13 protein-coding genes and 1 other RNA gene are annotated in these 12,440 nt (G+C 49.7%); 1 reads left to right on the top strand and 13 read right to left on the bottom strand.

Translation table 11 applies throughout. The features are described 5' to 3' along the window. The first annotated feature begins 136 nt into the window (after nt 1-136). Entirely contained in the window at nt 137-502 is a 366-nt protein-coding gene (locus tag F8N00_RS10605; RefSeq protein WP_029342458.1) for a winged helix-turn-helix transcriptional regulator, read from the top strand. Nucleotides 503-558: 56 nt separating this feature from the next. Here F8N00_RS10605 and F8N00_RS10600 read toward each other — a convergent pair whose 3' ends face one another. The 13 genes from F8N00_RS10600 to F8N00_RS10540 form a co-directional block, all read right to left on the bottom strand. Beyond that, nucleotides 559-1,068, bottom strand: coding sequence for a GNAT family N-acetyltransferase (locus F8N00_RS10600; RefSeq protein ID WP_023469196.1), 510 nt, complete (start codon nt 1,066-1,068; stop codon nt 559-561). Nucleotides 1,069-1,139: 71 nt separating this feature from the next. Continuing rightward, complete coding sequence (locus F8N00_RS10595) at nt 1,140-1,979, bottom strand: GIY-YIG nuclease family protein (protein WP_035396329.1); 840 nt, start codon at nt 1,977-1,979, stop codon at nt 1,140-1,142. A 125-nt stretch (nt 1,980-2,104) separates the two neighbouring features. Next, nucleotides 2,105-2,463: a transfer-messenger RNA gene (ssrA, locus tag F8N00_RS10590) on the bottom strand. A 58-nt stretch (nt 2,464-2,521) separates the two neighbouring features. Further along, on the bottom strand, nt 2,522-2,992 hold the full coding sequence (smpB, locus tag F8N00_RS10585) for an SsrA-binding protein SmpB (RefSeq protein ID WP_023469198.1): 471 nt from the start codon (nt 2,990-2,992) through the stop codon (nt 2,522-2,524). A gap of 32 nt (nt 2,993-3,024) precedes the next feature. Beyond that, entirely contained in the window at nt 3,025-5,379 is a 2,355-nt protein-coding gene (gene rnr / locus F8N00_RS10580; protein WP_421018185.1) for a ribonuclease R, read from the bottom strand. Between the two features lie 14 nt (nt 5,380-5,393). Next, the gene (locus F8N00_RS10575) at nt 5,394-6,134 is read right to left on the bottom strand and encodes an alpha/beta hydrolase (RefSeq protein WP_023469200.1); all 741 of its coding nucleotides are present in this window, start codon (nt 6,132-6,134) and stop codon (nt 5,394-5,396) included. Nucleotides 6,135-6,235: 101 nt separating this feature from the next. Next, nucleotides 6,236-6,469 carry a preprotein translocase subunit SecG gene (gene secG / locus F8N00_RS10570; RefSeq protein ID WP_023469201.1) on the bottom strand — a complete coding sequence of 78 codons (234 nt, stop codon included), beginning with the start codon at nt 6,467-6,469 and terminating at the stop codon, nt 6,236-6,238. 137 nt (nt 6,470-6,606) lie between these two features. Further along, the gene (gene rbsB / locus F8N00_RS10565; protein WP_069940920.1) at nt 6,607-7,524 is read right to left on the bottom strand and encodes a ribose ABC transporter substrate-binding protein RbsB; all 918 of its coding nucleotides are present in this window, start codon (nt 7,522-7,524) and stop codon (nt 6,607-6,609) included. 27 nt (nt 7,525-7,551) lie between these two features. Beyond that, nucleotides 7,552-8,520 (bottom strand): ribose ABC transporter permease, encoded by a 969-nt coding sequence (rbsC, locus tag F8N00_RS10560; RefSeq protein ID WP_421018184.1) that lies wholly within the window; start codon nt 8,518-8,520, stop codon nt 7,552-7,554. A gap of 1 nt (nt 8,521) precedes the next feature. After that, on the bottom strand, nt 8,522-10,000 hold the full coding sequence (locus F8N00_RS10555; RefSeq protein ID WP_421018183.1) for a sugar ABC transporter ATP-binding protein: 1,479 nt from the start codon (nt 9,998-10,000) through the stop codon (nt 8,522-8,524). Nucleotides 10,001-10,012: 12 nt separating this feature from the next. Beyond that, entirely contained in the window at nt 10,013-10,402 is a 390-nt protein-coding gene (rbsD, locus tag F8N00_RS10550) for a D-ribose pyranase (protein WP_214807627.1), read from the bottom strand. Further along, entirely contained in the window at nt 10,399-11,277 is an 879-nt protein-coding gene (gene rbsK, locus F8N00_RS10545; RefSeq protein ID WP_058713320.1) for a ribokinase, read from the bottom strand. The genes rbsD and rbsK overlap by 4 nt, the downstream gene beginning before the upstream one ends. Beyond that, nucleotides 11,274-12,254, bottom strand: coding sequence for a LacI family DNA-binding transcriptional regulator (locus tag F8N00_RS10540; RefSeq protein WP_035396314.1), 981 nt, complete (start codon nt 12,252-12,254; stop codon nt 11,274-11,276). The genes rbsK and F8N00_RS10540 overlap by 4 nt, the downstream gene beginning before the upstream one ends. Nucleotides 12,255-12,440: the final 186 nt, after the last annotated feature.

Genomic DNA, 12,440 nt, shown 5'->3' with positions numbered 1-12,440 from the left:
ACGACTAAATATAATCCGCAGGAGCATTCTTGAGAAGTACGCACTTTTAATTTACATAGTGCGGTTTTTCATACATAGTGCAGAAAAGTATACTGTCGATCGGAAGAAAGACTATACTGTAACAGGAGGTGGAACGATGCCACATTTTGAAGACCGTCAGTTTAACTGTGAGAAGGAATTGACCCTCTCGATCATCGGGGGCAAATGGAAGATGCTTATTCTTTGGCACTTAGGCAAGGAAGGGACAAAACGCTTCGGGGAACTAAAAAGTCTGATGCCCGGGATCACACAACGGATGCTCGTCAATCAACTGCGGGAACTCGAAGACCACCACATCATTCACCGGGAAGTCTACCCGGTCGTACCACCGAAGGTCGAATATTCGTTGACGCCACACGGTCATAGCTTAATGCCGATTTTAGATGCGATGTACGACTGGGGTAAGGATTATGCGAAAAATGTTCTGGAGATCGACTTCGAACAACAAAAGATATCACCATAAAAAAAGATGCTCATGGTCTCGTCTCTTTTCAGAGATAAGTCCACGGAGCATCTTTTTTAGGATTCTTCGGTCGTATAGATTTTCGACATCGCCAGTTCATCAACGTATTCCCCATCGATGAAGAGCGACGCAATCCGTGTCCCTTCGATGTTAAAGCCAAACTTATGATAGAGCTCGATTGCCCGCAAGTTATCCTTGCGAACCGTCAACTCGAGTCGGATGAGCCCTGCTTCAATGGCAAACGCATCGACTGCCTCAAGTAGACCCGCACCAAGACCACGACCCGTATAGGCATCAAGCAAGCCGATGACAAGATTCGCGCGGTGTCGGATTCGACTCGGTTCACCACCAACGACGAGCACATACCCGACGAGTTGCTCGTCGACGTCCACGACGAAGATATCCGAGTTCGCAGCCTGACCAAACTTCTCGATGAACGCCTCGGCCTGTTCCGTTGACAGGACACGTTCCTCCGGTTCATACAACATATATTTCGTTTCCCGATCAATGCGTCGCATTAAGTCCGATAAGGCTTTTCCGTCCATCAACGTGGCGCGTCTTATCATAGGTGTCAGCTCCTTTTTTTACAATATTACAGCCTATTTTTACTCTATTCCAACATTATAGAAAGTAAAAATTAAGATAAATTCTTTAAAATAACTCCATGTTTATTTTTCCATTCGACTAATCCGTTGGCACTTCTGCCCGTCACAATATCAGCTGCTAACGAAGGACTTGAAAACAATAAGTCTTCGATTACTATGTATTCTCCATCAATTATTTGAACTTTATTAGAGTCAATTAATTCTTTTCTTTTAACTTTCAATCGTTCCGAGAATGAATTGACAACTTCTGACGCAATTTTAGAATTTTTAAAAACAACGAACCCTTCTGATGTTTGAGCCCCCATACTGTCGGCACCTCTTGTGCCTTTTAAGTATAGAACGTTCTCATTCTCAGTATCGATATTCTTTTGAACTTCTGAGAATAATTTATGTCCTAACATATTTACCAACATTTCAACATTCTTACCAAAAGTATTCATTTCAGCACGATCTGCTTCAGAGATAGAAGGCATCGGGGGAATATTACCGTTTACGACTTTATAACGGTTTGCTTTTTTTGCTTTATGATACAATTTGTTCTCTAAATATTTAATATGTGCTTTATTCAAGTTCTCATCTTTACTAATAAACACAATCACTTCATTCCAAAAATCTTTTTCACGTAAATGATCTTGAAGACGATTATACACTTCTTCAGCCTCACCAATATAAACTGCTTCTTCATCTTCTTCGTTTCGACCGAACAACATATAAATTCCAGTTGAATTTAAATTAGGGCGATCACTACATTTTTTAACTTCAGTACGTGGAATTCTATAAGCGAGACCAGTCCAATTTGACAACTCACACGTTAATCTGCCATCAGAATTACCATCAATTAAAAACATTTTAATTGTTTGACCAAATTCCATATTTTGTTCTCCTTATTAATTTTTTATTTTATTTCTAATATTTATAAATAGTTTTTTATACTAAAAAGTACTTGAACCCATTTAATGAGATTCAAGTACTTTTTTTGAAATCCACTGATTTCGTCGTATGGAGACGGTGGGAGTCGAACCCACGTCCGAAGGCATCGTATACTTAAGCTTCTACGTGTGTAGTCAATTTATTGGGATCTCGTCGTCAGGCTGCCAATTGACAGGCGTCCGTCCGACCAGTCTGATTCCATCTCTTCTCTTTCCCTCCAGACGGAAGGGTCCAAGCGTAGCCTGTTTAAAGTGAGACCCTAGAAATCAGCCGACCAGGCGACAGCTGCTAGGATCCGCAGTTGCTATTACGCTGCTGCGAGTTGTGTGTTAGTTTTGCCAGTTATGGCTGGTGCGTTTTAACGAGGCCGACCCCTCGACACGCCACAGAAGACCGAACTACCCCCGTCGAATCCGTAACGTCCCCAAGATATAAAATTGGGGCTTTCCGAATACTAATATTCTAGCAGAAAAGTGTTACGGGTTCAATACTTTTGCTTATCGCGCAGTGCTCGCTCGATATCACGCTTCGCATCCTTCTTCTTCAGGTCGTCACGTTTATCGAATTTCTTCTTCCCGCGTCCGAGTCCGATCAAGCATTTCGCGTATCCATTCTTGATATAGACTTTCAGCGGTACGATCGTATAGCCGTCCCGTGAGACCGCCCCGATCAAGTTCGCGATCTGTTTCTTGTGCAACAGCAGTTTCCGCGGACGGAGTTGCTCATGGTTGTATCGGTTCCCCTGTTCGAAGTGGGCGATGTTCGAGTTCCAGAGAATCGCCTCTCCCCCGTCGAACCGGACGAACGCGTCCCCGATGCTGATTTTTCCTTTACGGACCGATTTGATCTCCGTTCCCGTCAAGACAAGACCGGCTTCAATCGTATCCTCGATCGCATAATCGAACGAGGCCCGTTTGTTGTTCGCTAAGACTTTCGAATCTGTTCCCTTTGGCATGTTCGTTCACCACATTTCCGATGCGGAAGCGCTTATTTGCGCTTCCGTTTCTTATTCGAGACCGCCTTATGGAATGGCGGTTTATCCTTCTTATTCTTTAACGAGAATCCTTTTCCCTTGCTTTGGTCGCTCTTACCCGACCGTTTCTTGCCACGACGTTCGTCTTTCTTCTTGTCGTCGCGTTTTTGTCCCGGACGTCCACCACTTGAACGGATCGTCTTCGACTCGAACCGTTTCTTCGGTTGCCGCTCTGGCATTCCGACAACGTTGAAGTCGATCGTCCGTTCATCGATGTTGACGTTCGTGACCTTGATCTCGACGACATCGCCGATCCGGAACTGTTGCTTCGTCCGCTCACCGATCAGCTGGTAGTTCGCTTCATCGTAACGGTAGAAGTCATCCGTCATCGCTTGGATGTGAACGAGTCCTTCGATCGTGTTCGGCAATTCGACGAACATTCCGAAGTTCGTCACACCACTGACGACACCTTCGAATGTTTCACCGATGTGTTGCTCCATATACTCGGCTTTCTTCAACGCGTTCGTTTCCCGCTCCGCGTCAACGGCGCGACGCTCGCGTTTCGACGAATGGTCAGCGATTTCCGGTAAGATTTCCGAGTAACGGTCTTGCGTCTTCTGCGACTTGTCATTGTAGATGACATATTCACGCAACAGACGGTGAACCATTAAGTCTGGGTAACGACGGATCGGTGACGTGAAGTGCGTGTAGTAGTCCGTCGACAGACCGAAGTGGCCAATCGGTTCGATGTCGTATTTCGCTTGTTGGAGCGAACGGAGCATGACCGTACTGACGACGGCTTCTTCCGGCTCGCCTTCGACGGCGTTGAGGATCGATTGCAACGTTTTCGGTGCAACCGACTCACCCTTGCGTTCGACGTTGATGCCGAAGTTACCGATGAACTTGAAGAACGTATCGAGACGTTCAGCTTTTGGCTCATCGTGGATCCGGTACATGAACGGCAGTTTTTGACGCTGGATGTGCTCCGCGACCGTTTCGTTCGCTGCGAGCATGAACTCTTCGATCAGCTTCTCAGCGACCGACCGTTCGCGGAGGATGATCTCACTCGTCTTACCTTCTTCGTTGACGAGAACCTTCGCTTCTGGGAAGTCGAAGTTAATCGCCCCACGACGTGAGCGGCGTTCACGGAGGATTGCTGCGAGTTCCGCCATCTTGTCGAAGTACTCGACGAGATCTTGGTACTTCGCGATCACTTCTTCGTCTTCGCGTTCGACGATTTTCCGGACGTCCGTGTACGTCATCCGTTCTGTCGTCTTGATGACACTCTGGAAGATTTCATGGTTGACGACAGCCCCGTTCGCATCGATTTCCATGATACAGCTGAGCGTCAGGCGATCGACGTGCGGGTTGAGCGAACAAATCCCGTTCGATAGACGGTGCGGAATCATCGGAATGACGCGGTCAACGAGATAGACACTCGTTCCGCGCTCACGCGCTTCTTCGTCGAGTGCTGAATCTTCTTTGACGTAATGCGAGACGTCGGCGATGTGGACACCAAGCTCGAAGTTGCCGTTCGCTAATTTCTTAACGTGAACCGCATCATCGAGGTCTTTGGCGTCCGCCCCGTCAATTGTCACCGTCAATTCGTTCCGTAGATCAACGCGTCCAACTAAATCCTTCTCATCGATTTGATCCGGCACGGCATTCGCCTCAGCAATCGCTTCCGGTGAGAAGTCGACGTTGATCCCGTGCTTATGGACGATCGACAAGATGTCGACGCCTGGGTCATTCTTGTGACCGATGATTTTCAAGACTTTCGCCGTTCCGGCGTAGCGACCGTCAGGATACTTCGTGATCCGAGCGAGGACTTTATGGCCATCGACGGCACCGAGTGTATCGTCGTTCGCAACGACCGGTAAGAACGTCAGCTTCGTATCATCCGGTTCGATGTAAGCGATCGATTCGATCCGTCCTTTTGGACTGACGAACGTTCCGACGAAATCGGCTGGTCCGCGTGAGAGAATCTTGAGCAGTTTCCCTTCACGACGGTCGCCGCCGTTTGACTCGGCAAACACTTTGACGAGGACACGGTCGCCGTTATAGACGTTCTTCAGTTCCGGTGCCGGTAAGAAGATGTCGCCTTCTGAGCCGTCTTCCGGTGAGACGAAACCGAACCCACGTTGGTGGACGGAAATCTTCCCTGCGACTTGACCGATTTGCGCGAGCGTTCCGTACTTGTTCGAGCGTGTCCGGGCAATCAACGCTTCGTCTTCCATCGCGTTCAGCGTCCGGATCAATTCCCTGAATGCTTCCGTATCCGCTAGTTCTAGTTTTTTCGTTAATTGATCAATCGACAACGGACGTTCTTCCGTCGTGATGACCGTTAGTATTCGTTCACGTAATTCCAACGTGACACCTCCAGTTACTTGCTCCAGTTCAATGACTCCAGGAAGTCCAAGATGTCAGAGTGGAGCTGGTCTTTTTCTTTGTCGAGCGTAATGACGTGACCTGAGTTCTCATACCAGATCAGCTCTTTTTGGAAGGCACTGACTCCATCATGGATGATGTTCGCGGAGTCAGTGTTGATCATGTGATCGTTGCGCGCTTGGACGACGAGTGTCGGTGCGTAGACGTCCTCGAGCGAATCGCGTGTCTCGCGCAGCAGTTCCTGTAAGTCCTTCAAGGTCGGCATCGGTTCGAAGGACGCCATCTCGTGGTCGATCTCTTCTTGTGATTTGCCTTCTCGCTTCTTGAATTCTCGTGCGTACTCGGTGACTCCTGCATACATGACTTCTTCACTTTTGATGTAGGCGGGTGCACACATCGGGATGACCGCTTTGACCGGACGGTTCATCGATAACTTCAGCGACATGACACCACCGAGCGACAGTCCGCAAACGGCGATTTCGTCATAACCTTTATCGACGAGTTCTTGATATCCGGCAAGGACATCCTGCCACCAGTCGGCTGGCCCGGTCTTCGTCAGCTCTTCGGGTGGGGCAGCGTGCCCTTTATATTGTGGTGCTAGGGACGTATAGCCTTGTTTTTGCAAGTAGCGACCGAGGATGCGGACATCCGCGCTCGATCCCGTGAATCCGTGTAATAGTAAAACGGCACGTGGGCCGGCTTCGAAAAAGAATGGTTTCGGTAAAGTGATTTTCATAAAATGATTCCCCCTCTAACTCTATACCCCATATCCGGAAAAATTGAATATCGAGAAATACAAAAAACGACAGCGCGATCATACGGCTGTCGTTTCAATGCTCACTTATAAAAAGCGACGAGTAACGCCAAGATGAAGAGTAATGCTCCTAAGATAGACGCCACACGATTTAGGACCGCATCCAAGCCACGAGCTTTTTGGCGACCAAATAATTGTTCTGCTCCACCCGTCAATGCTCCGAGTCCGGTCGTACGACCCGACATCAATAGAACGACGATGATGAGAAGAACGGAAACGACGATGAGGCCGACAAGAGCCACGTTATGAATGATCATCGATGATCCTCCTTCAGTAATATACGCTTCTTTCATTATAGAGAAAAACAAGTACGGGAACAAGGAATAGATTTAGGAACTTTTTCCTGCCTGACGAAAAGAGACACCTGAATCGTCGACTCAGGTGTCTCGTCTCCTTATTGTTTGATCAATTCGAGATCAACTGGGATGTTCTTCTCGACTGTTTCACCTTTTAAGTGCTTGATCGCTGTCTCGACACCCATCTTCCCGATCTCAGTCGGTTTTTGAGCGATTGTTCCTGCCATTTTTCCGTCTTTGACGGCTTTGACGGCATCATCTGTCGCATCGAAGCCGATGACTTTAACATCATTCAGACCCGCTGCTTTTAACGCTTCAACCGCACCGAGTGCCATCTCGTCATTGTGCGCGAAGACGGCTTTGATGTCTTTGTTGTTTTGGAGGATGTTCTCCATGACCGACAAGCCTTTTGCCCGGTCGAAGTTTGCTGCTTGTTTTGCGACGACGTCAAGTTTACCGTCGACTGCTTCATGGAACCCTTTACCACGGTCACGAGTTGCGGATGCTCCTGGAATCCCTTCGAGCTCCACGACTTTTGCTTTGTCGCCGACGAGTTCGATCATGAACTCACCTGCTTGTTTCCCACCAGCGACGTTATCCGACGCGATGTGTGCGACGACGTCGCCTGCTTCTGCATTGCGGTCAACTGTGATGACGGGGATGTTCGCATCGTTTGCTGTTTGGACGGCTGCGCCAACTGCTGCTGAATCCGTTGGGTTGATCAAAATGAGATCGACTTTCTTTTGAACCATGTCTTCGATATCGCTTGCTTGTTTTGCTGCATCATCTTGTGCATCTGCGACTTGAAGTGTTGCGCCTTGTGCTTTTGCTTCTTGTTCTGCCCCTTCTTTTAACGAGACGAAGAATGGGTTGTTGAGAGTTGAAATCGAAAGACCAATCTTGAAGTCCTTCGTCTTCTTTTTCGTTTCACCGTTGCTGCTGCCTGGCTGTTCCGTCGAACAGGCGGCTGCGAAGACCATTAATGCCATCATGACGACTGCAAGTAGTTTTTTCATCTGTAAATCCTCCTTTTTGAGTGTGGGTTACGCTACTTGTTTCCGATCCGCGAGTACCGCGAACAGAATGACTAAACCTTTGACGACGAGTTGGAAGAACGAGGAGACACCTAGCAAGTTGAGTCCATTGTTCAGTGTTCCGATGATCAAGGCACCAATCAAGGTACCGACAATCCAGCCACGACCACCTGACAGGCTCGTCCCACCAAGGACGACCGCCGCGATGGCGTCGAGTTCGTACGATGTCCCCGCCGTCGGCTGTGCCGAGTTCAGACGGGACGTCAGGATGATGCCGGCAAGTGCTGCCATCAAGCCTGAGAGTGAGTAGATCATGATTTTGACTTTATTGACTTGAATCCCCATTAACTTCGCTGCTTCTTCGTTGCCGCCGATCGCATACGTATAGCGACCGAACGTCGTCTTCTTCAAGATGAAGTAGAGGACCGCGAAGGCGATCAACATCGTCAGGACCGGTACCGGGAAGATCCAGAAGTAACCGCGTCCAAACAATTCGAACCAGCCACCTTGGCTCAGACCAGTGATTGGTTTCCCGTCCGTATAGACGAGCGTCAATCCGCGGAAGATTGTCATCGTCGCAAGTGTCGCGATGAACGGTGCGACTTTCCCGAGCGAGATGACCATCCCGTTCAAGGCACCCATGACGGCTCCGACGATCAGACCAGCCAGAACAGCAATCAACGCTGACGTTCCGTCCGTCATCAGACCCGCGACGAAGGCGGACGAGAGGGCGAGAATCGAGCCGACCGATAAATCAATCCCACCTGTCAGAATGACGAACGTCATCCCGAAGGCAATCAAGGCATTGATCGAGACTTGTCGTAAGATGTTAAATAAATTATTCAATGTTAAAAAGTCCGGTTCCATGATCGAGACGACGAGGACGATCGCGAACAATCCTGCGAGTGGTCCAAGCTTTTGTCCGATCCCAAGACGTCTCGGTTTTGCTTCCGTTACCTTGCCTTGCATCAATTCCATATCATTGTCCTCCTGTCGCAAGTGTCATGATGCTTTCTTGCGTCGCTTCCTGTCGTGTCAACATGCCGCTCATCTTGCCTTCGCGCATGACGTAGACCCGGTCGCTCATCCCGAGAATCTCCGGGAGGTCCGAGCTGACCATGATGATTGCGACACCCGCCGCAGCGAGTTCGTTCATGATGAGGTAAATCTCTTTCTTCGCTCCGACGTCGACACCACGTGTCGGTTCGTCGAGAATCAAGACTTTCGGTTGTGTCCCGAGCCATTTCGCGAGGACGACCTTCTGTTGGTTCCCACCGGACAGTGACTTTGCCGGCTGGTCCATCGAGCTGTGGCGGACCGAGAGCGACTTCAAGTATCCTTCCGCGAAATCGCGTTCTGCCTGATCCTTGATGACACCGGATTTTGATAACGAACGAATCGTCGGCAATGAGATGTTCTCACGTAGTGAAAAGTCGAGGAACAAGCCTTCGCCTTTGCGATCTTCGGTCAAAAAGCCAATGCCCTGGCGGATCGCGTCGTACGGTGTCTTGATTTTCAGCGACTGTCCGTTCAGTTCGATCGTTCCTTCTTTCAGGCGATCGACCCCGAACAATCCCCGCATGACCTCCGTCCGCCCGGCACCCATCAAACCAGAGAAGCCGATGATTTCGCCTGCCTTAACGGAGAATGAGACATCGTCGAATCGTTTTCCGCTCGCCTGTTTGACCTCAAGGACAGTCGCACCGATCGACACATCACGGTCCGGATACCGTTCGCCCATCTCACGACCGACCATCTCTCGGACGATCTGTTCGAACGATGTCTCGGGAATCGCGTGCGTTGAGACGGAGATCCCATCCCGTAAGACCGTGATCCGGTCACAAAGCTCAAAGATTTCCTCCATCCGGTGTGAGATATAAACGATCGAGACACCTTGATTGCGTAGTGCCGTCGCGACGCTGAACAAGGCACGAATTTCCCGCTCTGTCAGTGCGGCTGTCGGTTCATCCATGATGATGACTTTCGCGTCCGTCATCAGAGCTTTTGCGATTTCAATCATCTGTTGTTGACCGACCGATAACGTCCGGGCGAGTTGATCGACGTCCATAAAGACGTTCAATTCGGCGAGTTCACGTTCCGCCTGCCGCTTCATCTCCCCTTGCTTGAGAACCCCGAAGCGTGACTTCAGCTCCCGTCCGAGGAACAGATTCTCCGTTACCGTCAAATCCGGGAGGATGTTCAGTTCCTGATGGATGAAGGCGATTCCCGCTTCTTCAGCAAGCTTCGGATTCTTATATTCGATGTCCTGTCCATCGACGCGGATTGTACCTGCGTCCGCTTTATGGACACCGGTCAAAATCTTCATCAGCGTCGATTTCCCGGCACCGTTCTCTCCCATCAAGGCATGGATCTCACCCGCAGCGAGTTCGAAGTCGACACCTTTGAGGACGGGAACAGGCCCGAATGCTTTTTTGATACCTGTCATCTCGATACGCATCGCATGACCCCCTTAAAAGATTACGCCGGAATGGAAGATGACATTCGCGTACGGTGTCGCTTCTCCGGTCCGGATGATGACCTTCGCCTGCTGTGTCTGTTTCTTGAATTCCTCGTGCGAGACGAACGTCGTCTCGATCTGCATGGCTTCTAGTTGCTCGAGGACGTCCGGATTCGCTTCTTTGATCTCTGTTGCCAGTGTCAGCTGTTCGATCGCCATGTCACCGGCGACGACACGGACGACGTCGAGGAATGATGGTGTGCCGAGTTCCAGTGCTAAATCAATCCGTGCGACCCCATCTGGAATCGGTAAGCCGCAATCGGCGATGACGATCGTATCGGTATGACCGAGATCAGTCAGGACTTTGCTGATATGACTGTTTAAGATACCATGCTTCTTCATGCGTCTCCCTCCATCTGTTCCCGAGTCGGCATGCCGCCTTGAGCGCCGAGTGCACGGATGGATAAGCCGGCTGCCCGGTTCGCAAAACGAATTGCCTCAACAAGCGGTTGTCCTTCCGTTAACGCCACGGCTAAGGCACCGTTGAATGTATCCCCTGCTCCTGTCGTATCGACGACGGTCGTCTCGATTGCGGGAATTGTCACGATCGACTCTCCGTCGTAGAAGCGTGCGCCGCGACTGCCTTCCGTCACGATCAATTTATTCGGATATTCCATGAGCCAATGTTCGATTGGTTGATCTTGTCCGAAGATCAAACCACATTCATGTTCGTTTGGCGTTAAGTACGTGACGTGTTCAATCAATTCCGGACTGAGTGACATCGCCGGTGCTGGATTCAAGACGACTGGAATGCCCGTTGCATATGCTTCGCGAGCAACGGTCTCGACCGTTTCGATTGGAATCTCGAGCTGGAGTAAGATGATTTCACTGTCTGCGAGAATCGGTGCGAGTGTATCATCCGCAAATTGCACATGTTGATTAGCAGACTGAACGACGACGATCGAGTTATCGCCTTCAGCGAGCGTGATATGTGCTGTGCCCGTCCGTTCACCTTCAATCGTTTGTAAGTGTGTCGTCTGCACTCCTTGCGTTTTGAAGTTTTTGCGGATCGCTTCACCGTTCGCGTCACTACCGACGCAACCGATCATTTCGACCGTACTGCCGAGACGCGCGACTGCGACCGCTTGGTTCGCACCCTTTCCACCCGGTACGGTATGAAAAGCATCCCCGATGACTGTTTCGCCTGCACCTGGACGGCGTTTACTTTCGACGACGAGATCCATCGAGATACTGCCGATGACACTGATTTGTTTCATGCTTCCTCATCCTTCCGTTTCGTCGTTTCCCGTTCGATGATCTCAACCGTCAACTCATGATGAACGGCGGCAATCGGTGTGCCTTCAATCCGCTGAATCAAGAGTTTCGCCGCCAGTTCTCCCATTTGATAGATCGGTTGCGCAATCGTCGTCAACGGTGGTGAAATCATTTGTCCGAGTTCAATCCCGTCATAGCCGATCACTTGTAGCTCGTCCGGAATTGTGATCCCGCGTTCCGCAGCGACTTGCACCGTTGCTGCGGCAATGACATCACTCGCAGCAAAAATGCCGTTGCAATGATAGTGATCAAACAGATAGTTCGCGGCATCAAGCGCCCCTTGAAAATGGAACGGTGACTCGATGCTTGCAACGAGATGGGTTCCGGCGATTTCTTCGAAACCATCCCGTCGTTTCTTGATCGTCGGGAGTTTCGAAGGGCCGCTGATGACAGCGAGCTCCGTCGCACCAGAAGCAAGTAAGAACGAAGCTGCTTTCTTCCCACCTTCGTATCCGTTTGAGGTCACCGTCGGAATCGCACCTTGTAACACACGGTCTAAGGCTACGACCGGCACTTCAAGTTCTTCATAGTTCGGATTGTTCGAGTAGTTCGTCGTGATGATCAATCCGTCGACATGCATCGCCTCGAGTGACTTGATATATTCGCGTTCTTTCTGAAACTGTTCGTCTGTGTTACACAAAATGACTTGAAAACCATGTTGATGTGCCATATCTTCCACAGCTCGTGCGAGTTGTGGGAAAAACGGGTTCGTGATGTCTGGAACGATCAATCCGATCAGTCCGGATCGTTTTTGGAACAACGATCGCGCGACCCGGTTCGGTCGATAATCCAATTGTTTGATTGCCTGAAGCACCGCCTTACGCGATTTCTCACTGACATAACCCTTTTCGTTCATGACGCGTGAGACCGTCGCGACGGAGACATGTGCCGCTTTCGCTACTTCCCGGATGGTCGACATGTTTCGCCACCTCTTTCTTTTGATAACGCTTACAAGAATCATCATATTGTGTAACCGGTTACACATCAATCATTTTTATATAAAATATATTTTATTTTTTTCGAGTCCTCGGATTGGACTATAAAAAAGAAGCCTGACGCGGCGTCAGACTTACAATCATTCCTTATGATCATCACTTTGAATCAT

The sequence above is a fragment of the Exiguobacterium sp. A1_3_1 genome, assembly GCF_048985645.1.
Classification (GTDB): domain Bacteria; phylum Bacillota; class Bacilli; order Exiguobacteriales; family Exiguobacteriaceae; genus Exiguobacterium_A; species Exiguobacterium_A indicum.
The sequence above is the reverse complement of the archived record's forward strand: the minus strand, read 5'-3'. Positions and strand labels throughout refer to the sequence as shown.

Bases quoted from the DNA above. Each gene is read 5' to 3' on its own strand.
- F8N00_RS10605 (WP_029342458.1), top strand. From the start codon at position 137: ATGCCACATTTTGAAGACCGTCAGTTTAACTGTGAGAAGGAATTGACC.
- F8N00_RS10600 (WP_023469196.1), bottom strand. From the start codon at position 1,068: ATGATAAGACGCGCCACGTTGATGGACGGAAAAGCCTTATCGGACTTA.
- F8N00_RS10595 (WP_035396329.1), bottom strand. From the start codon at position 1,979: ATGGAATTTGGTCAAACAATTAAAATGTTTTTAATTGATGGTAATTCT.
- smpB (WP_023469198.1), bottom strand. From the start codon at position 2,992: ATGCCAAAGGGAACAGATTCGAAAGTCTTAGCGAACAACAAACGGGCC.
- F8N00_RS10575 (WP_023469200.1), bottom strand. From the start codon at position 6,134: ATGAAAATCACTTTACCGAAACCATTCTTTTTCGAAGCCGGCCCACGT.
- secG (WP_023469201.1), bottom strand. From the start codon at position 6,469: ATGATCATTCATAACGTGGCTCTTGTCGGCCTCATCGTCGTTTCCGTT.
- rbsB (WP_069940920.1), bottom strand. From the start codon at position 7,524: ATGAAAAAACTACTTGCAGTCGTCATGATGGCATTAATGGTCTTCGCA.
- rbsC (WP_421018184.1), bottom strand. From the start codon at position 8,520: ATGGAATTGATGCAAGGCAAGGTAACGGAAGCAAAACCGAGACGTCTT.
- F8N00_RS10555 (WP_421018183.1), bottom strand. From the start codon at position 10,000: ATGCGTATCGAGATGACAGGTATCAAAAAAGCATTCGGGCCTGTTCCC.
- rbsD (WP_214807627.1), bottom strand. From the start codon at position 10,402: ATGAAGAAGCATGGTATCTTAAACAGTCATATCAGCAAAGTCCTGACT.
- rbsK (WP_058713320.1), bottom strand. From the start codon at position 11,277: ATGAAACAAATCAGTGTCATCGGCAGTATCTCGATGGATCTCGTCGTC.
- F8N00_RS10540 (WP_035396314.1), bottom strand. From the start codon at position 12,254: ATGTCGACCATCCGGGAAGTAGCGAAAGCGGCACATGTCTCCGTCGCG.